The organism is Micromonospora sp. ZG13, assembly GCF_059359355.1.
Genome location: NZ_JCADBQ010000030.1, coordinates 1 through 26589, shown reverse-complemented (window position 1 = coordinate 26589; position 26589 = coordinate 1). Strand labels below are relative to the sequence as shown.

Here is a 26589-nt window from a genome sequence, read left to right as displayed (position 1 = left end):
CCAGTCCAGGGGTATAAATCATTTTGGCACTGGCTTATCAAGCACCCTGTTGAGTTCTCAAAGAACAACCACACACCAGCCAGGCGTCTCACATCGTGAGAACCTGCTTGGGGCAACTCCTCTAACTTACTCGGCCCGCCTCCCCGCGTCAACCTCGTGTCCGAGATGATCAAGGAGATGCGCTCCGATTCCACGATGACGCACGCCGATTTACGGCGGTCGTTGCTGTCGTGGGAAACCGCAGACCGGCCGATCGCCACTTGGTGGCCATCCGCCCGGCTCCTGCCGGCTTCAGAACTCTACCCGGTCGGTCTCGCGATCGCAACCCCGTCTCGGAGTGTCCTCGCATCGCCCGGATCCCCAGCCTCGCTCGGCGTTTCCGCCACGAGCCTGGTTGCCGTTGTCGGCCGGTTTGTCCGGCCTTCCGCGTGCAGAGAGAAAGTTACGCGGCCCTGCCGCAGAAGGCAAATCGGCGTTCGCCGCTGTCACCGGCGCGGGGTCCGCCGGCGGTCGCCCGATCGCGATGACGGCGCGGGGGTCCCGAGGCGGCCCGGGCGTGCCAGAGTGTCTGTCATGGCTGACCTCCCGCGTACCCGGGTGACCGTGCTCGCCGAGGACGCGCTGACGGGACTACTGCTGCCGTTCTGGCAGCTGGTCATCGGCGCCTTCGTGGTGTTCGTCGTCCTGGTCTCGGTGGCCCGGCTGGCCCGGCGGGGACGGTCACGAATGACGACCGCACTGCTGGTGACGGCCGCCGCGATCGCGGGCTTCGCTGTGGTGGGCGTACTGCTGCAGGGGTGAGCGTCAGAGGCGACGGTTTGCCAGGCTGGGCAGCTCGGCGCGGATGGTCCGCAGCCGGTCGAGGTCGAGGTCGGCGACGGCCAGGCCCGGTCCGTCGGGCACCTGGGTGAGCACCGTCCCCCACGGGTCGACCACCATGCTGCGCCCGTAACAGGTTCGCCTCGGCTCGTGGTCGCCGGTCTGGCCCGCCGCGGCCACGAAGCACTGGTTCTCGATCGCCCGCGCGCGCAGCAGCACCTCCCAGTGGTCCCGCCCCGTGTGGGCCATGAAGGCAGCCGGCACCACGAGCAGTAGGGCGCCGCCGTCGACCACGAGCTGCCGGTACAACTCGGGGAACCGGAGGTCGTAGCAGATCGACAGGCCGACGCGAAGACCCTCGACGTCGACGACCACCGGCTGGTCGCCCGGGGCCACGGTGGCCGACTCGAGGTAGGAAACCCGGCCGGGGATCTCCACGTCGTACAGGTGGATCTTGCGGTAGCTGGCGGCGAGCGTGCCGGAGCGGTCGAAGACCAGGGAGGTGTTCCAGGTGCGGGCCGGGTCCGGCCCGCGCTCGTGGATCGACCCGGCGATCAACCAGATGCCGAGCCGGCGGGCGACGCCGGCGAAGAACTGACCCATCTCGCCGTCGACCGGCTCCGGCTCCGGCATGTGCGCGTCGGGGCCGAGGTAGTCGACGAACTCCGGCAGGAGCGCCAGGTCGGCGCCGGCTGCCGCCGCGCGTTCCACCAGGGCCTCCGCGGCCGCGAGGTTCGCCTTACGGTCTTCCCGGGAGTTGAGCTGGCAGACGGCGACGCGCATGGGTATCAGCGTACGGCCGGAGCGCGCCCGGCGACAGCGCCAGCGGTGCCGATGGGGCTCCCGGGACCGTCGGCTCCGCCGCCGGCCCGCCCGGGGGCGGACACGACGCCGCGCCCGACCTGAACGGACGGGCGCGGCGACGGTGGATCAGGCCGACTTCTCCTCGCGGTCCCGGCGGGCACGCCGGCCGGTGAACTCGCGCGGCACGATCGTCGGGTTGACGTTCTCCAGCACCACCTCGCGGGTGATCAGCACCCGGGCGGCGTCGGGGTTGCTCGGCACCTCGTACATCACGGAGAGCAGGACCTCCTCCATGATGGCGCGCAGGCCGCGGGCGCCGGTGCCGCGCAGCATGGCCTGGTCGGCGATCGCCTCCAGCGCCGACGGCTCGAACTCCAGCTCGACGCCGTCGAGCTCGAAGAGGCGCTGGTACTGCCGGACGAGGGCGTTGCGCGGCTCGGTGAGGATGCGCACCAGGGCGGTGCGGTCGAGGCTGCGCACGTTGGTGATCACCGGGAGCCGGCCGATGAACTCGGGGATCAACCCGAACTTCAGCATGTCCTCCGGCATGACCTGGCTGAAGATGTCGTCGGTCGACCGCTCGGAGACCGACCGGAGCCGGGCGCCGAAGCCGGTGCCGCCGTGCCCGGTGCGGGCCTCGATGATCTGGTCGAGCCCGGCGAAGGCGCCACCGCAGATGAACAGCACGTTGGTGGTGTCGATCTGGATGAACTCCTGGTGCGGGTGCTTGCGCCCGCCCTGCGGCGGCACGTTGGCCACCGTGCCTTCCAGCATCTTGAGCAGCGCCTGCTGGACGCCCTCACCGGAGACGTCCCGGGTGATCGACGGGTTCTCCGACTTGCGGGCGATCTTGTCGACCTCGTCGATGTAGATGATGCCGGTCTCGGCGCGCTTGATGTCGTAGTCGGCGGCCTGGATCAGCTTGAGGAGGATGTTCTCCACGTCCTCGCCGACGTAGCCGGCCTCCGTGAGCGCGGTGGCGTCGGCGATGGCGAACGGCACGTTCAACATCCGGGCCAGGGTCTGCGCCAGGTGGGTCTTGCCGCACCCGGTGGGGCCGAGCAGCAGGATGTTGGACTTGGCCAGCTCGACGGCGTCGCTGCCGGAGCCCGGCGCGCCGGCCGCCTCGGCCTGGATCCGCTTGTAGTGGTTGTAGACCGCGACGGCGAGCGCCTTCTTGGCCTGGTCCTGCCCGACGACGTAGGTGTCGAGGAACTGGCAGATCTCCATCGGCTTGGGAAGCTCTTCCCACTTCACCTCGCCGGACTCGGCCAGCTCCTCCTCGATGATCTCGTTGCAGAGATCGATGCACTCGTCGCAGATGTAGACCCCTGGGCCCGCGATGAGCTTCTTGACCTGCTTCTGCGACTTACCGCAGAACGAGCATTTCAGTAGGTCGCCGCCGTCACCGATCCGTGCCACCTACGTTCTCCCTGCACTCGTCGGCCGGAGACCCCGGCCCTCGCCTGCGGACGTGGAAGCGCCCGCCTCGTTTCACCCCGCTCGTTCACCCCGCCGGCGGACCGGTGGAGCCGCACAGACCCGACGTTACCCGCTGGCGGAGGTTTCTCCGACCCCCAAAACGGGTGTGTCAGACGGTCGGCCGGGAGCGGACTCCCGGCCGACCTCGACCCGAGCTCTTCAGCTGGCGGCGTTGGCCGCCAGCAGGCCCTTCTTGCGGCTGGTGAGGATGGTGTCCACCAGCCCGTACTCCTTGGACTCCTCGGCCGTCATGATCTTGTCACGGTCGATGTCCTTGCGAACCTTGTCGAGCGGCTGGTTGCAGTGCCGGGAGAGCATCTCCTCGAGCTGCGTCCGCATCCGCAGGATCTCCCGGGCCTGGATCTCGATGTCCGAGCCCTGCCCGTAGCCGCCCTCGGTGGCCGGCTGGTGGATGATGATCCGCGAGTTCGGCAGCGCCATCCGCTTGCCCGGGGTGCCGGCGGCCAGCAGCACGGCTGCCGCGCTGGCGGCCTGGCCGAGGCAGACCGTCTGGATGTCCGGCCGGACGTACTGCATGGTGTCGTAGATCGCCGTCATGGCGGTGAACGATCCACCGGGCGAGTTGATGTACATGATGATGTCGCGGTCCGGGTCGGTGCCCTCGAGCGTCAGCAGCTGCGCCATCACGTCGTTGGCCGAGGCGTCGTCGACCTGGACGCCGAGGAAGATGATCCGGTCCTCGAAGAGCTTGTTGTAGGGGTTGGACTCCTTCACCCCGTACGACGTGCGCTCGACGAACGACGGCAGGACGTAGCGGTTGTGCACGGCCGCGAACTGGGGCGGCAGGCTCAGATCGGTCATCGTCAGCTCCTCAGCTCAGGGTCCCGGCGCCATCCGGAACCTGGGCGGCCCCGATGATCACCTTGTCGATGAAGCCGTAGTCCAGGGCCTCCTGGGCGGTGAACCAGCGGTCGCGGTCGGAATCCGCCTCGATCTGCGCCTGGTCCTGACCGGTGTGGTGCGCGACCCGCTCCTGGAACATCCGCTTGGTGTAGAGCATCTGCTCCGCCTGGATGGCGATGTCGGACGCGGTGCCGCCCAGACCGCCGGAGGGCTGGTGCATCATGATCCGCGCGTGCGGCAGGGCGTAGCGCTTGCCCTTGGTGCCGGCGCAGAGCAGCAGCTGACCCATCGACGCCGCCATGCCCATCGCCACGGTCGAGACGTCGTTGTCGATGAACTGCATGGTGTCGTAGATCGCCATGCCGGAGTAGACGGAACCGCCCGGCGAGTTGATCCAGAGGTTGATGTCGCGGTCCGGGTCCTCCGCGGCGAGCAGCAGGAGCTGCGCGCAGATGCGGTTGGCGACCTGGTCGGTCACCTCGCTGCCCAGGAAGATGATGCGCTCCTTGAGCAACCGGTTGTAGACCGAGTCGTCGAGGTTGCCAATGGTGTCGCCACCACGGGCATCGATCGCCCGGAGCGGCTTCGCTTGGATGTGCATGTCGGTCATGGCAGCCCTTCGCTCTCCGTACCGTCCTACCCGACACTAACCGCTCAGCCGGATGGCGGAGCGCCGGTCCGGGCAGTGTTCGCTATCAGCGCAGCACCGCCGAGGCGTACCCGAAAAGGGAATCGGCCGCCGTCCACCGCGGGCGGCGGACGGCGGCCTTCCCCGACGATCAGTGCTCGTGCTGGTGCTCGGCCTCGCTCTCGGCGCGCAGCGCGTCGAGGCTGACCTCGTTGCCCGCCGAGTCCTTGATCTTGATGCGCTCCATGACCGACGCCAGGGCCTTGCCCCGCCGCACGTCACCGAACACGGCACCGGCCGCGCCCGAGCGGACCAGCTGGTCGTAGTACTGCTGCGGAGCCATCCCGGCGCGCTGCGCCCGGTGCACGATCTCGTGGCCGAACTCGTCATCGGAGACCTGCACGTCCTCGGCGTCGGCGAGGGTGTCCAGCAGCAGCTGGACCTTGACGCCCTCGGTCGCCGCCTCGGTCAGCTCGGCGTCGATCTGCTCCTCGGTCTTCTCCTCGGCCGCGAGGTATTCCTCCAGCGAGGCGCCGATCCGCTCGAGCTGGTCGACCATGGCCTGCTTGCGGCTCTCGACCTCCTCGCGGACGATGCCCTCCGGCGCGGGCACCTCGGCGGCGGCCACCATCTGCTCCAGCGCCTTGTCACGGGCGGCGTAGATCTGCTCGACCCGCTTGCCCCGGGTGACCCGCTCGCGCAGATCGCCGCGCAGCTCCTCGATGGTGTCGAACTCGCTCGCCATCTGGGCGAACTCGTCGTTGAGCTCCGGCAGCTCCTTCTCCTTGACCGTGCGGACGGTCACCGCCACCTCGGCGTCGCGGCCGGCGAAGTCGCCACCGACGAGCTGGGTGGTGAAGCTGGTGCTCTCGCCGGCGGACAGGCCGACGACGGCCTCATCCAGGCCCGGGAGGAGCTGCTTGCTGCCGACCTCGTGGGAGATGTTGCTGGCGGAGCCGCCCGGCACGTCCTCGCCGTCGACGGTCGCGTTCAGGTCGATCTGGACGTAGTCGCCCTCCTGGGCGGCCCGCTCGACGGTCTTCAGGGTGGCGAACCGCTCGCGCAGGCTCTTCACCTGCTCGTCGATCTCGCTGTCGTCGATCTGGAGCTCGTCGACGGTCACCTCGATGGTGGCCGGGTCCGGCAGAGTGATCTCCGGGCGGACGTCGACCTCGGCGGTGAAGTTCAGCGAGTCACCGTCGTTGAACTCGGTGATCTCGACCTCGGGGCGGCCGAGCGTCTTCAGGTCGTGCTCGCGGACGGCGGCCAGGATGTTCTGCGGGATGGCCTCCTGCACGGCCTCGTTGAGGACGGTGCCCCGGCCGACCCGCTGGTCGATCACGGCCGCCGGAACCTTGCCCTTACGGAAGCCGGGCACCTGGACCTGCTGCCCGATCTCCCGGTACGCCTTCCTGAGGCTCGGCTCGAGCTCGACGAACGGCACCTCGATGGCGAGCCGCACGCGCGTCGGGCTCAGAGTCTCGACGGTGCTCTTCACAGGCGTACTCCTTGACGGATCTCGGTTTTAGTCTGGGCGTGATAAGCCCATCGAGTGTAGGCGAGCCGGCCGGACGCACCGGCAGCGGCCGGGCACCGCGCGAAGGGCGACCCCGGCGACCGGCCGCGGACGACAGTCGGGGTGGCGGGATTTGAACCCACGGCCCCTCGCTCCCAAAGCGAGTGCGCTACCAAGCTGCGCCACACCCCGTGGCGACGAGCAGTCTATGCCGTCGCGGCCCGCCGGAAGTCCCGGGGCTTCCCTCAACGCGCCGAAGAGGGACCAACCGGGCATCCGGGCGCTCCGGACGGGCCGCGGCGACCCGCCGGGACACGGCTGAGCGGGCCGCGCGGGTCATTGGGTACGCTGTCGGCGCGCCCGCAACAACCGGGGCGTACGCGGGCGTAGCTCAATGGCAGAGCTTCAGTCTTCCAAACTGACGGTGCGGGTTCGATTCCCGTCGCCCGCTCCAGCAGTACCGGCCCAGGCCAGCGACATGATCGCCGAGCCTGGGCCGTTCTTGTTCCAACCGTACCGATCTTGGGGGCCAGAGGCGCCGGCCGTGCCGTGGACCGGGGCTAGAGGCCGTAGACGGTCAGCTTCGTGCCGTCGGTGACATACACCCTGCCGTAGGTGACCACCAGTTGGTCGACCGCGCCGGTGAACGCCGGCGCTTTCAGCGGGGCACCGTCGACCGGGTTCAGGGTGTACACCCGGTCGCTCTTGGCGGTCACGTACAAGACACCACCCGCGATGATCGCCCGCTGGTGCTGGCTTTCCGGAATGCTCCGGCTCCAGATCGTGGCGCCGGTGCTGCGGTTCAACGCGGAGACGGTGCCCCCGGTGGAGGTGACGTACAGCCTGGTCGGGGTGACCACCACGAACCTCGGGTACAGGCCCGACGCGAGCCAGGTCAGGGTGCCGGTCGTCGCGTCGAGGACCTGCAGGCTGTGCCCCCACCCGACGTAGAACCTGGCCCCCGTCTCGTCCGCCGCGAGCGGCCGGTACTCACGGTCCTGAGTGGTGTGGACGACTCTGCCGGTGCCGATGTCGACGATGGTGCTCGTCAGGGGTCCGGCACCCAGTCCGGTTCCGGAGACGAGGACGCGACCGTTCGCCGAGACCGGCTGTTTCATGTACTGGTCGCGCTGCCACAGCAGCTGCCCGTCGGCGAGGCGGTAGGCACGCGTGTCACTGCTGTAGCGGCTTTCGCCGGAGACCACGACGACGTCCCGGTCGACGAGGATCTGCGTGACCACGCCCTCGTCGTGGAAGTCCCGGACCACCGTCCCGGTCGTAGCGTCGAGCACGAAGATCTGGGTGGAATCGGCGCCAGGCATGGCGGGGCTGTCGTTCACCGCCCAGACGATCCGGCCGGCCGTGTGGACGAGCTGCGAAGGCCACCGGTACCTCTCCGGGTCCGGCTCGAAGCGCCACTTCTGCGCGCCGGTCTCCTCGTCGGTGGCCGTGACACCGAGGTCATCCTGCGTGTACACGAGTCCGTCGGCGACGACCGGTGCCCGCTGGCCGGTCCGGGCCGGGGTGCCGGTGTACGTGAGCTTGAGGTTCGGGACGGTCGGAACCGTCACCTTCGACTCGTTGGGATTGAATCCGCTGTTGCTGACCAGGTAGCCGGACATGGCCCACCAGCCCGTGCCGGCTGCGGCGGCCGGCGCCGCCGGCATCGCCACCGTCGCCGCGAGCACCGCGGCAGCGGTCAGCACCTTCACGGAATGCTTCACTCGTACCTCCCCGTTTGGCGCGGCGTTGCAAGACCCCGCGCCCCTGTCTTTCCTCTACGGCGTCGTGCCGGGATGCGTCCCTGCTGCCTCGGCGCCGCAGTGCCGGTGATCTTATGGCTCGAACGACGTCCATGGCTGCCCGTTCCACTTCACGGATCCCGGCCCAGGTCAGCCTCGTCGTCGCCGCGCCTGGCCGCTCTCCTTCGAGCCCAGCCGGAGGTAACCTCTCAGACCCGGATCAGCGGCTTCGTGGTCAGTCACGGGGCCATTCGCGAAAGTGAGTCAGCGCAGCGTGACGATGCGCCCCTGAGGAGCGGTGATGGAGATCGAGGCGTTGCTTCCACGGTCACGAACACCTCGGGACTATCTGAACCTCGTCGCGGATCCACGCGTCGACTCAGCCGGAATGCGCATCCTCGCTCGCAGCCCCTACCCCTTCGTGCGCCTGGCCGTCGCCCGGGACGTCCGCGCTGACGCGGTGGCGCTCAGGGAGCTGCTTGGGGGCGTGTTCTCCGCGTGGGACCGCAACTGTCTCCTACGGCTCGTCGCTCAGCACCCACAGGCAGACCGAGGTGTCCTGCTCGAGGTCCTCGGGGAGATCGCCGCCCAACTTGATCGGCGGACTTCGAGGCCCTACGCCGCAGCGATAGCGGTAGCCAGCCGAGGTGAGCTGACACCCCACGAGGTGCGTCGCTTGCAGCACCTTCCTGGCGCATCGAGACGAATGCGTCGAGGCGTGGAACGCGCGCTCGCCCTACGGACACCTGCATCTGGCGCAACGGGCCCCGTGGAGAGACCGGTGTGCGAGTTCGAGGAAAGGGCGTGGGTGTCCTCGACGTCGTGACGTCGCGCGCCGCACGAGACGGCGGCTGTCCAACTCCTCGAGGCCGGCGGCTGTGCGGGCGCCGCTACCGTGATGCCCGTGACGACCTACGAGGTGGGCGCAACGGCCGTGGACATTCTGCTTGCCAGCGCCGCTGTCGCCCTGGTCGGGTCCGCTGCCCGGGTGGTCATCCACAGCCGACGCGCGTCGACGGTGCGGCTGTTCGGGCGGACCCTTTATCGCCCCCAGTTGTGGGCCGCAGGGGCAGCGTGCATGGGCTTCTACGTTCTGCTGGGGCTGGGAAACCTCACGGAGGTCACGCCCGGCACCTGGCGCACTCCGGGTCGGTGGATCAGTGCTGTGCTGTTACTGGCTGCGTTGGCTCTGATGGCCACTCACGGGGTCCTTGATCATCGCGCCAGGCGTCGGATTGGTCGTGAGCAGCAATTTGGGCCGTGACGAGGGCCAACCGGCCGGCCGTCGTCGAGGTGATGGCGCCCGGCTGCCGCGCCGCAGCTTGCCGCCGGCACGCGAACGTCCAAGCGCGCGGATAGCCAGCGGCTCGGCAAGCCGTCCCCGACCCGAAGGCCGGGGGCGGTAATGCCGTGCGCACGACCTCAAGTGGAAGCCTCGCAGCCGTCCTCGGACGAGGACCGTGAGGAGGCAGTTGGCGATTGCCGGTCAGTGCGTTGTGGCGATGAGTCGTCGCAGGGCTGCGTGGGCGGGTGGGCCCCAGGTGGGCTTGCCGCCGGGGCGGCCGTGGACGCCGTTGTCGCCGATGAGGATGCCGCTGAGGGCGCGTACCGTCGCCCAACCGCGGGCACGGCGCACGGTGGCGGCGTCCGGGGTCGGCTGGTAGGCCGCGTGGAAGTGGTCGATGCTGCCCTCCGGTAGCAGGAGCCACCCGGCGGCGAGGTCGTACGCCGGGTCGCCCGCGCAGAGGTCGCCGAAGTCGATCACGCCGCAGAGGGTGCCGTCGGCGGTGAGGACGTTGGCCGGGTGCAGGTCGGCGTGCAGCCATAGCGCCGGGCCTGTCCATGGAGGCGCGGTGACGGCGTCGTGCCAGACGGCGCGGACGGCGTCCGGGTCGTGGATCAGCCCTCGGTCGGTGGCGTGAGCGAGCCCCTCGGCGAACTGGTCGGCGTGGTCGGTCAGTGGGCCGCCGCGGTCGCGGCCTGTGGGCGCGCCGCTGGGAGCGGGCCGGTGCAGGGCCGTGAGGAAAGTGGCCAGGGCTCCGGCAGCGGGTGCGGCACGTGTGACGGGGAGCCGGTCGGCGGGTGTGCCCGGAACCCAGGTGGTGATGAGCCATGGCCGAGGGAACCGTTCGGAGGGCTCGCCGAATCGCTGCGGGACGGGGACGGGCAACGGGAGGTGTGGGGCCAGCGTGGGCAGCCAGGAGTATTCCTTGTGCAGCAGCGCGTCCGCGGAGCTGGTCGCCCAGGGAAGCCGTACGGCCAGGTCGTCACCGAGGCGCCACAGTTGGTTGTCCCATCCGCGCGCGCCCAGCCGAACCGGGCGATCGGCAAGGTCGGGGTGCTGCTCGCGGACCAGTTCCCGGACCAGCTCCGCGGTGAGCTCGACGTGGGCCATGTGGAGCCACGGTAGTCCGCACCGCCACCTGTTCACGCCTCCCCGAAGACGTAGCCCCAGCTGCGACAGGCCACGCCAGCACCTCTCAGTCGCCAAGGAAGCGCGCCACGGCGTCGCCCAACTGCCGGTTCGGGTCACGCGGCCTGAGGCCGGACGCGGAGAACCGGGGGTCGGCAACGAGCTGAGCCACAGTCGACGCCAGGCGCTCCCGCTCGGGGCGGAAGTTGGACCATGCGGAGGCCGGTAGTCGCAGCACGTTCAGGAGCAGATCGCCCGGATGGTAGTCGCCCTCGGCCAAGGGATCTCGGAGCAGGACCTGTACCGCGACAGGCAGCAGGGACGGCACGCCGATCTGCTGGCCGAGCATGACGCGCAGATCCTCGATCGTGAACTCTGCCACCGGCTTGCGTCGCAGCTCGGTGCAGCGGCGGACGAGAAAGGTGCCGTCGGGGCCGGGGTCCGGCCAAACGTCCCGCTCAAGCTGCTCGATGGTCGTCACGGCGGTCAGGCTAGTCACCCGACCCGCCAGCGTGGCCCTCGCCGCAGTCGTAGCCTTCGACGTTGCCGGCCGTTGCGGCGCATCCCGTCTAGATGGGAAAATGCCCTGGTCGATCGGCTCGACAACTATCGGACTGCTCCGGGCTGCGACATCCGAGCCCCGCCGGCTCACGGCAGGTGCCCAGGTCGGTTCGGGCAGCGGGATCGTCCGTCCGTACGCCCATCGGGTGTCCCGCCGATCACCTGGCGGCGACCGGCCCGCTCAGCTCAGCCGCACGGGACCGCTCATGGCCGGACCTGGCCGGCCGGCCGCCGAAGGAAACTAGGCCGCCCCGGGCGGCCCTCGCGCGTACCCTTCCGGCCGTGGAGCTTCATGATCTTCCGGCTGCGGAGTTCGCCTTCCCGGGGCCGCTGCGGGACCAGTTGGTGGCCGCGATCCTGTCCGGCGCGAAGACCTCGACGTCCAGCCTCGTGCTCGGCTACGAGCGGACGGACGAGCCGATGCCCGAGGTGGGCCAGCGCTCGGCGGTGCTCGACTCGGCGGGCCGGCGGGTCGCGGTCATCGAGGTGACCGAGGTACGCGTGGTCCGGCTCGGCGACGTCGACCTGCGACACGCCCTCGACGAGGGCGAGGGGTACGAGTCGGTGGCGCAGTGGCGGGCCGGGCACGAGACGTTCTGGCACAGCGCGGAGGTACGCGCGGAGCTGGGCGACCCGGGCTTCACCGTCGACGACGACACCGCAGTGCTGCTCGAGCGCTTCCGGCTGCTGCACACCGTCTGAGCGCCCCTTGCCGTACGCGGCGACCCGGGCGTGCGGTGGCGTACCGCCGTACGCCCGGGTCGGCGGCCGCTCAGCCCCAGTGCTGCGGGGCGGGCTGGCGGGTGGTGGCGTTCAACCGGTTGAAGAAGTTGGTGGTGGCGAGCCAGAGCACCAGCGCGGCCAGCTCCTTCTCCTCGAAGTGCCGGGCGGCCTCGTTCCACACCTCGTCCGGCACAGGGTCGGCCCGGTCGGCGAGCCGCGTGGCCGACTCGGCGAGCGCGAGCGCGGCCCGCTCCGCGTCGGTGAAGTACGGGGTCTCCCGCCAGGCGGCCAGCGCGAACAGCCGCTCCTCGGTCTCCCCCGCCTTCCGGGCGTTGCGGGCACCGGAGTCGACGCAGGCGCTGCACCCGTTGATCTGGCTGGCCCGCAGGTGGATCAGCTCCAGGGTGCTGCCCGGGACCCCGGCCGAGTGGGCCGCCTTGTAAAGCAGATTGATCGCCTTCACGGCGTCGGGAAGCAGGGTCGCGGGGTTCTGCATGCGGGCCTGTACGGACATCGTGTGCCGTCCTTCCTGTTACGCTGCCGACGCCCCCGCCGCAGCGCTTCCTTCTTCGTCACCCTGCTGTCGACAGCCGGAGGGGCGACGTGACAGATGTGACCCGGGCCACACAAGGGCCGGAGGCCGACCGGGATGGCGATGCCGTGAGCGACACCGACCTGCTCGCCGAGCGCTTCGAGGAGCAGCGCCAACGGCTGCGCTCCGTGGCCCGACGGATGCTCGGCTCCGGAGCCGAGGCCGACGACGCGGTCCAGGACACCTGGCTGCGGCTCAGCCGCGCCGACGTCGACCGCATCGAGAACCTGCCGGGCTGGCTCACCACCACCGTCGGGCGGGTCTGCCTCGACCGGCTCGGCTCCAGCGCCGCGCGGCACGAGCGGCCCACCGACGTGGCCACCGACGAGTCGACCACGTCCGCGGCCGGCGAGGCCGACCCCGAGCGGGAGGCGATGCTCACGGAGTCGGTCGGGCGCGCGCTGGACGTGGTGCTGCGGACCCTCGGCCCCACCGAGCGGCTCGTGTTCGTGCTGCACGACATGTTCGCGGTCTCCTTCGACGAGCTCGCGCCCGTGGTCGACCGCAGCCCGGCCGCCGTACGGCAGATCGCCAGCCGGGCCCGCCGACGCGTGCAGGGCGGGTCGCCGGCGCCGGAGGCCGACCGGGCGCGGCAGCACGGGGTCGTCCAGGCGTTCCTCGCCGCGTCCCGCGAGGGGCGCTTCGACGACCTGCTCGCCCTGCTCGACCCGCACGTCGTCCTGCGCTCCGACGCCACGGCTGTCGGGATGGGCGGGGTCGGCGAGGCTCGCGGCTCGGCCACGGTGGCGAACTTCTTCGCCGGCAAGGCGCAGGGGGCGGTGCCGGCGTTCGTCGACGGCGCGCCGGGAGCGGTGGTGCTCGTCGACGGCCGTACCCGACTGGTGCTCAGCTTCGTGGTCACCGACCGGATCCTCGGCATCGAGGTGGTCGCCGACCCCGACCAGATCGCCGGCCTGGACCTGATCGTCGGCTGACGGCCCGCGCCGCTGAGCGGCGCGTCAGGGCGGGAGCGGCGCCGGTGCTGCTGCTGCGTACGATGCGGGGCCGGGCATCCCCTCGTCCCGCGGAGGTAACGGCAGATGGCAGGCCAGCACGAGGGGTACGCCCTCGGCGTCGACCTCGGCACGTCCCACACCGTCGCCGTGCTGCGCCGGCCCGACGGGCACACCCGCCCGCTGCTCGTGGACGGGCAGCCGATCATCCCCTCGGGCGTGTACGCCGACGCGGACGGGCTGCTGCACGCCGGCCGGGACGCCCAGCGGCTGGCCCGGACCGACCCGGGCCGGTACGAGCCCAACCCGAAGCGGCGCGTCGACGAGCCCACCGTGCTGCTGGGCGATCGCCGGTACCCGCCGGCCGAGCTGCTGGCCGCGACGCTGCACGCGGTGGCCCGGGCGGCCGTCGAGGCGGTCGGGTTCCTGCCTCCGGCGGTGCTCACCTGCCCGGCGACCTGGGAGGCGGCCCGGCGCCAGGTGCTGGCCGACGCCCTGGCGGCGGCCGGTTGGCCGTCGGCGGCCGAGCACACGCTCTCCGGACCCACGCCGCCGGGCACCCGGCTGCTGCGGGAACCGGTGGCCGCCGCCCGCTACTACACGCAGGTGCTGCGCCGCCCGGTGCCGGTGGGCGGGACGATCGCGGTCTTCGACTTCGGCGCGGGAACGCTGGACGTCGCGGTGCTGCGCAACGAGGGCGCGGACCCGTGGGGCGACTCCGGGTTCACGGTCGTCACGGCGGGCGGCGCCGACGACCTCGGTGGCCTGGACGTGGACGCCGCCCTCCTGGGTCGCCTCGGTGAGCTGGTCGCCGAGGCGCACCCCGACAGGTGGGAGCGGCTGACCCGTCCGGAGTCCGTGACCCAGTGGCGGGAGCGCCACGAACTCTGGGAGAACGTCCGGGGCGCCAAGGAGATGCTGTCGCGGGTGCCGGCCGCGCCGGTGGCCGTACCGGGGGTGGAGGCGGTGGTCACGCTCACCCGGGCCGACCTGGAGCGGGTCGCCGCGCCGCTGCTCGGTCGAGCGGTGGCGGTGACCCGGGAGGTGATCGCCACGGCCGGCCTCGACGCGCAGCAGCTCTCCGGCCTGTTCCTGGTCGGCGGAGCCACCCGGATGCCGATGGTGGCCCGCCTGCTGCACGCCGAGCTGGGCGTCGCCCCGACCGTGCTGGAGCAGCCGGAGCTGCCGGTGGCCGAGGGGGCGCTGACCGACCTGCCCCTGCCCCGACGCGCCCGCGCCGCCGACGCCTTCGCCGCACCCGCCGTCGCACCGGCGCAACCGGCCGGAGCACCACGACTTGGTCCCCTCGCGCCGGCGCCACAGGCCGCCGCACCAGCGGCGCCCGACGTGCCGGACGACGGCGTCGGTGGCCGGGGCGGCAATGCGCCGACCGTGCCCGCCGGCTCGGCCCCCACGCCGACCGCCGTCGCCGGACCGGAGGGCGTCACACCGGCCATGCCCGCCGGGCTGGCGCCGACCGCCCCGACCGTGCCCGCCGCACCGGCACCGGCCGCTCCCTTCACACCGCCGGGCGCAGGCCCAGCCTCGTCCGTGTCGCCGGGCGCAGGCCCCTCGCCGTTCGCACCCCCGGGCGCAGGCCCGGCCTCGTCTGCGCCGCCGGGCGCAGGCTCGTCGCCGTGGGCGCCGGCTGCGTCGTCGTCCGCGGGCGCGGCGCCGTACGCCCCGTCGGGGGCGCCGGCCCCGGGCGCACCGGCCGGAGGCGGGGCGTCGTACGCGGCGGCGGGTGGTCCTGCGGGGGCGTTCCCGGGCGTACCCGTCTCCGGGACGCCGGTGTCGCCGTCGCCCGGCGGCGGCCGGAGCGGGCCGGCGCTCCCCCGACGCCGGGCGCTCTGGATCTCGCTCGCCGCCGTCCTCGCGCTCGCCGGCGTGGCGACCGCGGCGGTGCTGTACCTGACACGGGACCGCTACCCGGCCCTGGAGTTCCGGACGGTCGACCTCGTCGCCCGGGTTCCCGCCGGCACCGAGCGACCGACGGACATGTTCACCGCCGTCCTCGGCGACCGGGCGTACCTCGGGTATCCGCTCGACGACGGGCGGCTGGAGGTGGTGGCAATCGACGCCGGCACGGGCGCGGTGAAGTGGCGCCGGCAGACGGCGGCGTCCTCCGAGCGGTGGGAACGGATCGTCGCGCTGCCCGGCGCGGTCGCGGTCGTCGCCGACGCCATCGGCGACGACACCCCCCGCGATCTGGTGCTGCTCGACGGCGGCAGCGGCGACCAGCGGTGGCGCCGACCGATTCTGGGCGACGACGACGTCCTCTTCGGCGACGGCGTCGCGGTGCAGGTCGACCGCACGGGCAAGCGGCTCGTCGGGGTGCGCCTGCGCGACGGCGAGGAGATCTGGGCGCAGCCCAGCCCGCGCGACGAGTACGACAACACGCGCACCGCCGTCCACCCGGTGACCACCGACAAGGCGCTGGCCGGCCCGGCCTTCCTCGACGGTTCCCCGCGCGATCCGTGGCGCGGGGACGTCAGCCGGATCGTGCAGGTGGGCGCGGACCGGTCCGTCCGGCTGATCGAGACGGGCAGCGGCCGGGTGGTCTCCACCCGCGCCGGCGTGGCCGACCACGACGACCTGGTGGTGGCGCACGAGGACCGGCTCTACGTGGCGCGCGACGACGCCGGTTACCAGTTGCTGGCGTACGACCTGACGAGCGACGCCCAGCCGAAGGTGCTCTACACCGCGGAGGACGACCGGCGCCGGCCGAAGTCGCTGGTGCCCTGCGGCGAGCACCGGGCGTGCCTGCTGGAGGTCACCGGGGGCGACGACGAGACCGCCGAGGTCGTGGCGGCGACCGAGGAGAAGTGGACCCGCTGGAAGGCGCCGGAGGCGACCCTGCTGGTGCCGCTCGGCGAGCACCTGCTCGCCCGCCGGACCACCCCGGAGGCGGCCGGCACGCTGTTCGGCCCCGACGGTCGCGCCGTGCTGCCCGAGCGCGGCGGGGTGGCGGTCCGACTCGACGCGGGCAACGTGCTCCTCCTCGCCGACCCGCCGAGCTCGATCGAGGACGACCGCAGCGTCGCCGGGACGTCCGTGGGCTCGGGCGAGGTGGACGAGCTGGGCCAGCTGAAGGACGTACGCAGCGACAGCTGCTCGTGGAACACCAGCGTGATCGTCTGCGGCGCCGGGAGGCAGAGCGGGGACGCCGGGGCGCAGTCCCCGTACGGATTCGTGCTCTACCGGTTCGCCGAGTAGCCGATTCCCGACAGCGATTCATAAGGATCTATATAGCCGATAGCCTCCTCTCAAACGGCCAGGCAGCTTCGCGTCGGTCACGAGCCGGCGCGGGGCCGACAGGAGGAGGACCGGCAGATGACACTTCCCCGCACCCGGCGATGGCGCGCCCGCGCGGTGGGCGTACTCGCCGCCGCCACGGTCGTCGCCGCGATGGGCACCCCCGCGGCGGCAAATACGGCCACCGGCGGGATCCTGCACGCCGACGCCACGGGCGCCGTGACCGACGCATACGTGGTGGTGCTCAGGGACGACGCGCTCGGGCACACCGGCGCTCGGCGGGCCGCCGTCACGGACGCCGCCGGCCGGCTGGCCGACCGCTACGGGGCCACCGTCGGCCGCGTCTACGGGCACGCGCTCAGCGGATTCGTGGCGCACCTGCCCGAGCGGGCGGCCCGACGCCTCGCCGCCGACCCGGCGGTGGCGTACGTGGAACGGGACCGCGTGGTGACCCTCGTCGGGCCGGGCGTGCAGCTCAACCCGCCGTCGTGGGGGCTGGACCGGATCGACCAGCGCCGCCTCCCGCTCGACGGCCGGTACGCCTACCCGAACACCGCGCACAACGTGCACGCGTACGTCATCGACACGGGCATCCGGAGCACGCACGGCGACTTCGGCGTCCGGGCCGGCGGCGGCGCCGACCTGGTCGACGGCGGCCCGGCGGACGACTGCAACGGCCACGGCACCCACCTCGCCGGAACCGTCGGCGGCACCCTGCACGGGGTGGCCAAGGAGGTACGGCTGCGGCCGGTGCGGGTGCTCAACTGCGCGGGCAGCGGCACGTTCTCCCAGGTGATCGCCGGGGTGGACTGGGTCACGGCGAACGCCGTACGGCCGGCGGTGGCGCTGCTGGCGCTCGGCGGCGGCGCGAGCACGGCGCTGGACGCCGCGGTGAACCGGTCGATCGCGTCCGGGGTGACCTACGTCGTCACGGCCGGCAGCTCGAACGCCAACGCCTGCAACTACTCCCCCGCCCGGGTGGCGGCGGCACTCACCGTGGCCGGCACCACCAGCACCGACGCCCGGATGCCGAGCGGCAACTACGGCAGTTGCCTCGACCTGTACGCCCCCGGCGCCAACATCACCTCCACCTGGCACACCGGCGACGCGGCGGTGGTCACCATCAGCGGCGGCTCGATGGCCGCGGCGCACGTCGCCGGCTGCGCCGCGCTCGCCCTCTCGGCCAACCCGACCTGGAGTCCCGCCCAGGTCGCGGCCCACCTGACCGGCCGGGCGACGATCGGGGTGGTGACGGGCGTGGTCAGCGGCACGCCGAACCGCCTGCTCTACTGCGGCCCCTGACCCACGCGGCCCACCCGCGGCCACGGGGCTGCGGCTGCGGCTGCGGCTGCGGCTGCGGCTGCGGCTGCGGCTGCGGCTGCGGCTGCGGCTGCGGCTGCGGCTGGAAGATCGATTCTTGTCGACCCTTGTCCGCGCAGGGCTCGCCGACTACCGTTCAATCGATGATCGACTATCTGGTCATCGGCGGGGGCATCGCGGGCGCCAGCGCCGGACACCACCTCGCCGCGTACGGGACCGTGGTGCTGCTGGAGATGGAGCAGGTTCCCGGCCAGCACTCCACCGGCCGCTCGGCCGCCGTGTTCTCCGAGTACTACGGGGGGTCGGCGGTGCGCGCGCTGACCCGGGCCAGCCGGGGCTTCCTCACCGCGCCGCCACCGGGATTCGCCGAGCACCCGCTGCTCACCCCGCGCGGCGTGCTCAGCCTCTGCCCACCCGGCAGTGAGGACGCCTTCGAGGAGGCGCTGCGCGACGGGGCAGAGGTGGACCCGCCGGCCCGCGAGATCGACGTCGCCGACCTGCCCCGGCACTGCCCCGTCGTGCGGCCCGGGTGGTGCCGGCGGGCGATGGTGAAGCCGGCCGTACGGGACCTGGACGTCGCCGCGCTGCACCAGGGGTACCTGCGGGGCGTCCGGGCGGCCGGCGGCCGGGTCGTGTGCGGCGCGCGGGTGCGCCGGCTGCGGCGGAGCGGCGGCGGCTGGCAGGTCACCACGGACGCCGGCGAGTTCACCGCCCGGGTCGTCGTCAACGCCGCGGGTGCCTGGGCCGACGAGGTCGCGGCGGCGGCCAGCGTACGACCGGTGGGGTTGACGCCCCTGCGGCGCACCGCCTTCCTGGTCGACGCGCCGGCCGGCGTCCCGGCGGGGGATTGGCCGATGGTCAACGACGTCGACGGCAGCTTCTACTTCAAGCCGGAATCGGGACGCCTGCTGGTCTCCCCGTGCGACACCACCCCGGCGCCGCCCGGCGACGCCCGCCCCGACGACCTCGACGTGGCGATCGGCGCAGACCGGGTGCAGGCGGCGACCACACTGGAGATCCGCCGCGTCCACCAGCCCTGGGCCGGGCTGCGGACCGCCGCCCCGGACGACGTGCCCGTGATCGGCCCGGCGACCGACGCGCCGGGCTTCCTGTGGATGGCCGGGCTCGGCGGCTACGGCGTCCAGACCTCCCCGGCGGCGGGCGCCCTGCTCGCCGCGCTGGCGGTCGACGCCCCGCCCCTGGTCGACCCCACCCCCTTCTCCCCCTCCCGCTTCCCCTGACCCACCCGGCCGCCCGGCCACCCGGCCACCCGGCCACCCGGCCACCCGCGTCGATCATGAGATTGGCGACAGCCGAGGAGAGCGACTTCGCCGCCAACCTCGTGATCAGCGGGGCAGGGAGGTGGGTCGGAGGTCAGCCGGGGTGTTGGTTCACGGGGAGCGGCGGGGCAGCATCGTCCACGCCGAGAGGGCCGCCGACACCAGCGCCGCCAGCAGCATCACCTGGAAGACCGCCGGGTAGCCGGCCGCGCTGGCGACCAGGCCGGCCAGCGGCGCCCCGGCCACCAGGCCGATGTCCCAGAACGAGGTGAACGCGCCGAGTGCCGCCCCCTGGTGGGCCGGGTCCGTGCGGTTGATCACCAACAGGGCCAGCGCCGGGAAGAGCAGCGAGAGCCCGGCGCCGATCACCAGCCCGCCGAGGACCGCGACCAGCAGGTTCGGCGCGACCGCGACGAGGAGCAGCCCCACCGCCTCCACCAGGGCCGACCCGACGGCCACGCGGCCGGCGCCGAGCTTGTCGGGCAGCCCACCCACGAAGAGCCGGACCCCCACGTAGGTGAAGCCGAACGCGTTGAACGCGGCGATACCGTTCTCGACGCCCCGCTCGGCCATGTGCAGGGCCACGAACGCGGCCAGCGCGGCGTAGCCGAACCCGGCCAGGGAGAGCGCGACGCCGGGCGCCCACGTACTGCGCGGCAGGAGGCCGGCCCGGCCCGCCGGGCTCGCCTGCTGCGGCCCCGGTCGGGCGGCGACGAGCGCGGCCCCGGCGGCCGCCGCCAGGATCGCGAACAACCACACCGCGGGATAACCGGAGGTACGCAGCAGCACCGCGCCGAGCAGGGCGCCCAGCGTGATGCCCAGCCACATGTGGATGCCGTACAGGCCGACGACGCGGCCCCGCCGATCGGCCGGTGCCAGCGCCACCAGCCAGGCCGCGCCGGCGGTGTAGACGGCCGCCTCACCGATCCCGTGCAGGACCCGGACGCCGACCAGCACGCCGACGTTGCCGGCCACCAGGTAGGCCCCCCCGGCGGCGGCACACACCACCGCCCCGCCCAGCATCACCGTCCGGTACCCGTGCCGGTCGCCGATCCGGCCGGCGATGGGTCGGGCGATCACGGCGGAGACCGCGATCGCGGCGATCACCACCCCCACCTCGACCCGGTTGCCGTCCAGCTCGTCGAGCACGTAGAACGGCAGCACGGCCAGGGACGCGCCGACGCCGAGCAGGCACAGGAAGATCGCAGCGAAGAGCGGCACGATGGGCCGGTAGAACAACAGTTTCTCGCCGGTCAACAGTTTTCCGCCGGTCATGGCTATGCGACGACGCTCCTAGGCCGGTACTACGTGGAAGAAGTGGGTCGGCAGGTGCACGGCCAGCCCCTCGTGGATCTCGGCACAGACGGCCGGTCCGTCGATGGACAGGGTACCGGGCGGCGGGGTGCCGACGCGGATCGCGGACCGCCCCGCGTCCAGCAGGCGGGCCGCCATCGCGAAGTCCCCCACCACCGCCTCGCCCGGCGCCACCATCCGCGTACGACTGATCTGGACGCCGTTGCGGGTCAGGTCCGCCAGCAGCGCGCCCCGGCCGAGCAGGTGGGTGTAGTAGTCCCTCGGGTTGACGATCATCGCGTGCGGGGTGGCCCCGGTCTGCTCGATCTCGTCGCAGGCGGCGAGCAGGCCGCTGAGCCAGTCGTGCCGGTACGGCAGCCGCCCGATCTCCGGGTGCCGCAGCAGGCCACCCTCGCCGATGGTCAGCGCCTGGTTCTCGGCCGTGGCGAGGCGGACCAGCAGCCGGTAGTCGATGAAGGAGGCCACCGCCTCCGGGTCGTCGGCGAGTTCCTCGGGGATGCGCACCCAGGCGCGGATCGGGTGCACCCCGGCGGAAGCGGTGCCGAACCGGAAGGCGGCCTCCCGGCGCAGGCCCGACTCGTGCACGGTGGCGGCCTCGCCCGCGTCCGGCCGGCCCTCGCACCAGAACCGGACCGGCTCCATGCCGACCGACCGCTTGCGGAACAGGTTGCGCACGGTCACCCGGGGGCGTTCCTTGGTCGGCTGGAAGGCGTCCGTGATGGTGTAGTCGAAGCGCACCTCGGCACCGGCGGGATCGTCGGCGTACGCGCGCGCGAACAGCTCACCGGGCGACAGCGTCGACGACGCGGTCACGGGTGGCGCGGCGGTGGTGGTCATGAGTCCTCCCCGATGCAGATGGCGTGCCGGATCAGCCGCTGGTAGAAGGGCTGGTGGTGGTCGTGGTACGACCGCAGGGTGTCGTTGTTGGCGACGGTCACCTCGAAGGACTTCTCGACCGGCGAGAACCCCGAGGTGCGTTCGACGTCGAGGTGCCACTTGCGGGTACGCCGCCACTCGGCCCGCTCCCCCGGCGCCCAGTTCAGCGCCTCCGGCCGGAACGGCAGCCCCACGGCCTCGCACCAGGCCGACACCGTCTCGCCCGGGTGCCGCAGCAGGTCCTCGGCCCGGATCACCACCGGCGGCCGGAGGGCGGTCCGGCTGACCAGGTCGAACAGCTCCCACTGGTGCTCGAAGCCGATCTCCGGGCAGGTCACCGTCGGCTTGATCGCATAGTGCGAGCTGATCGTGCGGGCCGGTTCCCGGACGATGAAGGTGTGCGTGACGTCCGCGATCGCCCCGGGATCGGCGAACAGGTGCTCGTAGCGGTACTCCAGAGTGTCCTTGACGAAGACCGTCCGGTCCCGGCCCAGCTTCCGCAGGTGCGTGACGACCTCGGCCGCGTCGGTCACGGTGACGGTGCCGCCGTCCACGCCGGGCAGCTCCACGTGCCCCTCGTCGACGAGGGTGACCAGGGGCTCGTGGACGACGGTGACGTCGCCGCGGGCGATCATCATGCGCAGGAACGCGGTGGAGAGCGCCCGGGGGTGCGCCCACATGGCGATCACCGGCATGCCGGCCTCCCGTACCGCGTCGCCCGGCGCTGCGCCGCGCTCACTGCGACCACGACGTGGGCTTGCGGTCCCACCGATGGCCGCGCAGCGTGTCCAGCACCCCGGCGTCCAGCGGTACGCCGTCGCTGACGGCCAGGTTGGCGCGCACGTGCTCGACGCGGCGCATGCCGGGGATCACCGTGCTCACCGCCGGGTGGTGCAGGATGAACCGCAGCGCCAGCTCCGGCATGGTCATCCCCGCCGGCACGTCGGCGGCCAGCCGCTCGGCGCGCTCCACGCTGGGCAGCAGGTTCTCCGGCCCGAAGTACGTGCTACGCCAGTCCTCCTCCGGCCAGGTGCTGTCGGCGGTCAGCGTGCCGGTCAGCGTCCCCTCGTCGAACGGGACCCGGGCGATGATCGCGATGTCGTCGCGCTGGGCGCGCGGGAACAGCTCGTCCTCCGGCGCCTGGTCGAAGACGTTGTAGATGACCTGCACGACGTCGATCAGGCCGGTGTCGAGGGCGGCGTGGCAGTTCGTCGGCTCCCACCGGTTGACGCTGATCCCGACGCCGTCGACCACGCCCTCCCGCTTGAGGTCCGCGACGGCCTCCTGCCAGCGGCCGTCGGCGGCCCACCGGTCCTCCCAGACGTGGAACTGGAGCAGGTCGATCCGGTCCACGCCGAGGTTCTCGAGGCTGCGGTGGGTGAACTCGCGTATGTGCTCGGCCGGGAAGACGTCGTCCAGGGTGTCCTGGGGGCCGGGCGGCCACTCGCGGTTCTTCGGCGGGATCTTGGTGGCCAGGTACAGCCGGCGGTCCGGGTGCCGGCGCACCAGGCCGCCGAGGAGCTGCTCACTGACGCCCCGCCCGTAGACCCAGGCGGTGTCGAAGAAGTTGCAACCCCGTTCCACCGCCTCGTCCAGGCAGGCCGGTGCGGTGTCGTAGTCCCAGCCCGTGAAGCCGCCGGGTCCACCGCCGATGCCCCACATCCCGTACCCGACCTCGCTGACCTGCCAGCCGAGCCGACCCATCCTGCGGTATCGCATTCCACTCCCTCATCCGTGCCGGTCATCGCGTCGCGCGCGGCCGTTCACCCTGGTCCCGCCGGCAGCAGCAGCCGGTCGGCCTCCCGCCCCTCGTGCTCGCCCAGCCAGGCGCGGTAGGCGCCGACGGACGGGCCGAGCCGGTGGTCGGTGAAGCCCCGGCGCCGTTCCAGCTCGGCGCAGCCGTCGCGCCGGAAGAGCCGGGGGTTGTCGGTGAGCAGCGTCGCGAAGACCGCGCGCAGCCGCTCCTCGTCGGCGCCCACGCCGGGCGGGAAGAGGGCCAGCAGCACGGCGGCGTCGCGGTCGCCCTCGCCCGCCGCCTCGCGCAGCCCCGCCAGGAACCGCCCGCAGCTCACCCGGGGCAGGGCGTCCGCGCCGCCCAGCGGCAGGTCGGTGAAGTCGACGCTCACCGGGTGCAGGACGTGCAGCGTGCCGCCCCACTGGCGCGGGTCGACGACCGTGGCGACGATCCGCCGGGCGGCCCAGTCCACCGGCGTCCAGTCGGAGCGCACGGGCGCGTCTGGCCGCATCCGCAGCCGATGGCAGGCCGCCAGCAGCAGGTGGGTCAGGGCCCGGGGGTTGGGGTGGCCGTCGTCGGCCGCGGGCATCACCTCGCCGAGGCGCAGCACCGTGATGGTCGCGCCCCGCCGCCGGGCGTCGTCGAGGTACCGCTCCGCCACCCACTTCGACCGGCTGTAGCCGCTCGTCGGTGGGACGGCGAGGGCCGGGTCGTACGTCTCGGGCAGCGGCTGCGGATGGCGGGCGGCCTCGCTGTCGAGGACGCCGAGGGTGGAGACGTGGTGCAGCGGCTTCGGCCGGCCCGTCAGGCACAGCCGCAGCAGCTCGGCGGTGCCGAGGACGTTCGCGGCGCGGTGGGCCCGGTAGTCGAACAGGAAGTTGACCAGCGCCCCGGCGTGCAGCACGAGGTCGCAGTCGTGGGCCAGCCGGTCCCACGCCTGCGGGGTCAGGCCGAGGGCCGGGCGACCGAGGTCGGCCGCGTACCCGTGCAGGCGCAGGTCGTGGCCGGGCCGCCACAGGCCCCGCTCGGCCAGCGCGCGCACGACGCGGGCGGTGGCCTCGGCGTCGTCGGCCGCGCGGGCCAGGCACAGCACCCGGACGTCGGTGGTGGCGAGCAGCTCGTGCACCAGGCGCGCGCCGACGAATCCGGTGGCCCCGGTGACCAGGACCGTACGCGGCGCCCGGCGCCGACCGACGGGGCGTACGGGCAGGTCGGCCGGGATCTTCGCGTCCCGCTCCACCAGCTCGTCCTCGGTCTCGGCGGGGTCGGCCGCGCGCAACCGCACGGCGAGCGCCCGGGCGAGCCGGGCGGCGCTGCGGTGGGTGAACAGGTCCTGCACGCCGACGCGCAGGCTCTGGTCCGCGCCGAGGGCGGTGACCACGTCGAGGGCCTGGAGCGAGTCGCCCCCGGCGTCGAGGAAGTCGGTGTCGGGGTCGAGGTCGGGCCGGCCGAGGACCGTCCGGAACACCCCCAGCACACGCTCGGGCAGCGTCCGCGCCTCGGCGGGCGCGGCCGACGGACGTGTCCGGTCGGCGAGCGTACGGTCCAGCCATGCCTCCAGCGCCTGCCGGTCGACCTTGCCGTTGCCGGTCAGCGGCAGCGCGTCGCGCACGACGACGTGCCGGGGCACGTGGGTCCGGGGCAGCAGCCGCCGCAGGTTCGCCCGCACCTGCGGCTCGGTCACCTCGGGGTCGGCGGCGAGGAAGAGGGCCAGCGACCTGCCCCGGTGCTCGCGGGCGAGCAGGACCTTCGCCTGCCGTACGCCGGCCAGCCGGGTGGCGGCGGTCTCGATCTCGCCCGCCTCGATCCGGACGCCGTTGACCTTGAGCTGGTGGTCGCGCCGGCCGGCGAAGTGCAGCCGCCCGTCGGGGGCGATCCGGCCGAGGTCGCCGGTGCGGTAGAGCCGGGCACCCGGAATGTCGGGCAGCGGGTTGGGCACGAACACCTCGGCGGTGCGGGCCGCGTCGCCGAGGTACCCCTCGCCCAGGCACACGCCGCCGATGACGATCTCGCCGGTCTCGCCCGGCGGCAGGGGCCGCAGCTCGTCGTCCACGACAGCGGCGTAGCAGTTGTCGATGGGCCGACCGATGGGGATGACGTCGCCGTCGCTGCGGGCGACGGTGTGGAAGATCATTCCGATCGACGCCTCGGTCGGGCCGTAGCCGTTGGTGACCGCCACGCCCGGCACCAGTTCGACCAGCCGGTGCACCGCCCAGGGGTCGATCTCCTCGCCGCCGACGATCACGTTGCGCAGCGAGGCGACCGCGCGCCGGGCCGCCGGGTCCCGGTCCAGGACCGACACCAGCGCGCCGAGCACGCTCGGCACGAAGTCGGTCATCGTGACGGTCTCGTCGGCGATGGTCCGGACGGTCCGCTCGACGTCGAGGAAACCGCCCTCGACCGGCACCACCGTCCGACCGCCGGTGGTCAGCGGCCAGAACATCTGCCACACCGACGAGTCGAAGGTGTGCCGGCTGTTCTGGAGCACCACCTCGTCGCCGGTCGCCGCGAAGTGGCGGGTCATGAACCGCAGCCGGTTGGCGATGCCGTCGTGCCGGTTCAGCGCGCACTTCGGGGTGCCGGTGGTGCCGGAGGTGAAGATGCCGTAGATCAGGTCCGCCGGGCCGATCGGCACGCCGGGCCGGCGGCGGGTCGGGGTGATCTCGTCGAGGTCGACGGGCAGGCAGGGGACGTCGCCGGTGTCGGGACGCGGGCCGGTGCCGCGTACCACCGCGAGCCGGGGCCGGACCACCCGCAGCGAGGCGTGCAGCCGGTCCGCCGGCCAGCCGGGATCGACGGGTACGAAGGCCGCGCCGAGCTTCATCAACGCCAGGTCGACGACGGGCAGTTCGAGCCCGTCGGCGAGCAGGACGGGCACCACGTCGCCCCGCCGGACGCCCCGCCCGGCCAGGGCGGCGGCGACGCCGTTGGCCAGGTCGTCGAGTTCGCGGTACGTCAGCGAGCGGCCCCGGAACGACACCGCCCGGCGGTGCGGGTGCCGGTCGACGCGCTCTTCGACCATGGCGGGCACGGCCAGGAAGGGCCGGTCGTCGTACGGCGTCCCGACGGCGGCCGCCACAGGGGCGGCGGTGCACCGGCAGGTAGGCCCGTCGGAGACGGGAACCGCCGCCGCGGATCCGGTGTCGCCCGCCCTCATCACGCCTCCTGTCCCCGTGCCCGCCAGGCCTGTCGTCACGCTGCGGACGGGACGAATCCGACCCGACGCACAGCAAGGGTAGTTATCGGCACCGGTCGATGCCCTGGCTGCTGGTCATGGACATTAGAGGGCCGATCGAGGGGAGGGAATATGCAACTTTCTGCTACATCGATTCCTGTCACTTGGAAGTGGCGACCGCATCCCCGCGCGGCTCCCTGCGCGCCGCCCGTCCGGCGAACACGCCTCCCACCAGGGAATCCTTCGCCCGCACGCCGGCGTACGCGGAGATTCCACGCTGGACCGTCGGCCGCGTACGGAGGCGGACCGACGGGCGGGCGGACCGTCCCCGCCACGCGGACGAGCAGGCACGATGACGCGCGGTAGCCGGCGACGTGCGGGCCGCTGGACCGACCCCGACCCAGGCGCGGGCGCGGTGACGGCGGCGGTCAGGCCGGGGCTCTACGCCGCCTCGTCCTGCTCACCGCCGTCATCGCGATCAGCTCACCCTGCGCTCGTGACCCTGCCAGAACCGCTCCCGCAGCTCACGGCGCAGGA

Annotated in this window: 21 protein-coding genes and 2 tRNA genes; 8 read left to right on the top strand and 15 right to left on the bottom strand. The window is 72.7% G+C overall.

Annotated features, from left to right (window positions below):
- Positions 1-573 precede the first annotated feature (573 nt).
- Complete coding sequence (locus tag AC5L34_RS29355; protein ID WP_357723966.1) at positions 574-801, top strand: hypothetical protein; 228 nt, start codon at positions 574-576, stop codon at positions 799-801.
- A gap of 3 nt (positions 802-804) precedes the next feature.
- Here the strand turns inward: AC5L34_RS29355 and AC5L34_RS29350 are convergent, their stop codons facing one another.
- The 6 genes from AC5L34_RS29350 to AC5L34_RS29325 all read right to left on the bottom strand — a co-directional run bounded on the left by AC5L34_RS29350 (position 805) and on the right by AC5L34_RS29325 (position 6305).
- Positions 805-1602 (bottom strand): carbon-nitrogen hydrolase family protein, encoded by a 798-nt coding sequence (locus tag AC5L34_RS29350; RefSeq protein ID WP_441178224.1) that lies wholly within the window; start codon positions 1600-1602, stop codon positions 805-807.
- Positions 1603-1749: 147 nt separating this feature from the next.
- Positions 1750-3045, bottom strand: a complete 1296-nt coding sequence (clpX, locus tag AC5L34_RS29345) for an ATP-dependent Clp protease ATP-binding subunit ClpX (protein WP_088998843.1) — start codon at positions 3043-3045, stop codon at positions 1750-1752.
- Between the two features lie 219 nt (positions 3046-3264).
- Entirely contained in the window at positions 3265-3927 is a 663-nt protein-coding gene (locus AC5L34_RS29340; RefSeq protein ID WP_088998842.1) for an ATP-dependent Clp protease proteolytic subunit, read from the bottom strand.
- Positions 3928-3937: 10 nt separating this feature from the next.
- Positions 3938-4579 carry an ATP-dependent Clp protease proteolytic subunit gene (locus AC5L34_RS29335; RefSeq protein WP_088998841.1) on the bottom strand — a complete coding sequence of 214 codons (642 nt, stop codon included), beginning with the start codon at positions 4577-4579 and terminating at the stop codon, positions 3938-3940.
- A gap of 169 nt (positions 4580-4748) precedes the next feature.
- A complete protein-coding gene (tig, locus tag AC5L34_RS29330) occupies positions 4749-6095 on the bottom strand; it encodes a trigger factor (protein ID WP_441178223.1) in 1347 nt (448 codons plus the stop codon).
- Positions 6096-6231: 136 nt separating this feature from the next.
- Positions 6232-6305, bottom strand: a tRNA-Pro gene (locus tag AC5L34_RS29325).
- A gap of 188 nt (positions 6306-6493) precedes the next feature.
- Between AC5L34_RS29325 and AC5L34_RS29320 the strand changes: the two genes are divergently transcribed.
- Positions 6494-6567: transfer RNA gene (locus AC5L34_RS29320), tRNA-Gly, on the top strand.
- A 106-nt stretch (positions 6568-6673) separates the two neighbouring features.
- Here AC5L34_RS29320 and AC5L34_RS29315 read toward each other — a convergent pair.
- Positions 6674-7837, bottom strand: coding sequence for an outer membrane protein assembly factor BamB family protein (locus AC5L34_RS29315; RefSeq protein WP_441178222.1), 1164 nt, complete (start codon positions 7835-7837; stop codon positions 6674-6676).
- A 916-nt stretch (positions 7838-8753) separates the two neighbouring features.
- On the opposite strand from AC5L34_RS29315, the gene AC5L34_RS29310 reads away from it, so the two are divergent.
- Complete coding sequence (locus AC5L34_RS29310; RefSeq protein ID WP_441178221.1) at positions 8754-9119, top strand: hypothetical protein; 366 nt, start codon at positions 8754-8756, stop codon at positions 9117-9119.
- A 222-nt stretch (positions 9120-9341) separates the two neighbouring features.
- On the opposite strand, the gene AC5L34_RS29305 is transcribed toward AC5L34_RS29310, so the two are convergent.
- Both AC5L34_RS29305 and AC5L34_RS29300 read right to left on the bottom strand, forming a co-directional pair.
- Positions 9342-10250, bottom strand: a complete 909-nt coding sequence (locus AC5L34_RS29305) for an aminoglycoside phosphotransferase family protein (protein WP_441178220.1) — start codon at positions 10248-10250, stop codon at positions 9342-9344.
- A gap of 85 nt (positions 10251-10335) precedes the next feature.
- Positions 10336-10749 carry a contact-dependent growth inhibition system immunity protein gene (locus AC5L34_RS29300; RefSeq protein WP_441178219.1) on the bottom strand — a complete coding sequence of 138 codons (414 nt, stop codon included), beginning with the start codon at positions 10747-10749 and terminating at the stop codon, positions 10336-10338.
- Positions 10750-11111: 362 nt separating this feature from the next.
- On the opposite strand from AC5L34_RS29300, the gene AC5L34_RS29295 reads away from it, so the two are divergent.
- Positions 11112-11531, top strand: a complete 420-nt coding sequence (locus AC5L34_RS29295) for an ASCH domain-containing protein (RefSeq protein ID WP_474609001.1) — start codon at positions 11112-11114, stop codon at positions 11529-11531.
- Positions 11532-11601: 70 nt separating this feature from the next.
- On the opposite strand, the gene AC5L34_RS29290 is transcribed toward AC5L34_RS29295, so the two are convergent.
- Entirely contained in the window at positions 11602-12066 is a 465-nt protein-coding gene (locus AC5L34_RS29290) for a carboxymuconolactone decarboxylase family protein (protein WP_494827885.1), read from the bottom strand.
- Positions 12067-12212: 146 nt separating this feature from the next.
- Here AC5L34_RS29290 and AC5L34_RS29285 point away from each other — a divergent pair, with 146 nt between their 5' ends.
- From AC5L34_RS29285 to AC5L34_RS29270, 4 genes are all read left to right on the top strand, one after another.
- Positions 12213-13079: a sigma-70 family RNA polymerase sigma factor gene (locus tag AC5L34_RS29285; RefSeq protein ID WP_494827884.1), complete on the top strand. Its 867-nt coding sequence runs from the start codon at positions 12213-12215 to the stop codon at positions 13077-13079.
- A 105-nt stretch (positions 13080-13184) separates the two neighbouring features.
- Positions 13185-16313, top strand: a complete 3129-nt coding sequence (locus tag AC5L34_RS29280; protein ID WP_494827882.1) for an Hsp70 family protein — start codon at positions 13185-13187, stop codon at positions 16311-16313.
- 117 nt (positions 16314-16430) lie between these two features.
- The gene (locus AC5L34_RS29275; protein WP_494827880.1) at positions 16431-17654 is read left to right on the top strand and encodes a S8 family peptidase; all 1224 of its coding nucleotides are present in this window, start codon (positions 16431-16433) and stop codon (positions 17652-17654) included.
- 161 nt (positions 17655-17815) lie between these two features.
- The gene (locus tag AC5L34_RS29270; protein WP_494827879.1) at positions 17816-18913 is read left to right on the top strand and encodes an NAD(P)/FAD-dependent oxidoreductase; all 1098 of its coding nucleotides are present in this window, start codon (positions 17816-17818) and stop codon (positions 18911-18913) included.
- A gap of 150 nt (positions 18914-19063) precedes the next feature.
- Here the strand turns inward: AC5L34_RS29270 and AC5L34_RS29265 are convergent, their stop codons facing one another.
- The 5 genes from AC5L34_RS29265 to AC5L34_RS29245 are packed head-to-tail and all read right to left on the bottom strand — an operon-like array spanning position 19064 to position 26034.
- Positions 19064-20209 carry an MFS transporter gene (locus tag AC5L34_RS29265; RefSeq protein WP_494827877.1) on the bottom strand — a complete coding sequence of 382 codons (1146 nt, stop codon included), beginning with the start codon at positions 20207-20209 and terminating at the stop codon, positions 19064-19066.
- A gap of 36 nt (positions 20210-20245) precedes the next feature.
- A complete protein-coding gene (locus tag AC5L34_RS29260; RefSeq protein WP_494827875.1) occupies positions 20246-21103 on the bottom strand; it encodes a family 3 encapsulin nanocompartment shell protein in 858 nt (285 codons plus the stop codon).
- Positions 21100-21837 (bottom strand): sulfotransferase-like domain-containing protein, encoded by a 738-nt coding sequence (locus AC5L34_RS29255; RefSeq protein WP_494827873.1) that lies wholly within the window; start codon positions 21835-21837, stop codon positions 21100-21102. The genes AC5L34_RS29260 and AC5L34_RS29255 overlap by 4 nt, the downstream gene beginning before the upstream one ends.
- Before the next feature lie 40 nt (positions 21838-21877).
- The gene (locus AC5L34_RS29250; protein WP_088998812.1) at positions 21878-22861 is read right to left on the bottom strand and encodes an aldo/keto reductase; all 984 of its coding nucleotides are present in this window, start codon (positions 22859-22861) and stop codon (positions 21878-21880) included.
- Positions 22862-22905: 44 nt separating this feature from the next.
- Positions 22906-26034 (bottom strand): non-ribosomal peptide synthetase, encoded by a 3129-nt coding sequence (locus AC5L34_RS29245; RefSeq protein WP_494827871.1) that lies wholly within the window; start codon positions 26032-26034, stop codon positions 22906-22908.
- Positions 26035-26589: the final 555 nt, after the last annotated feature.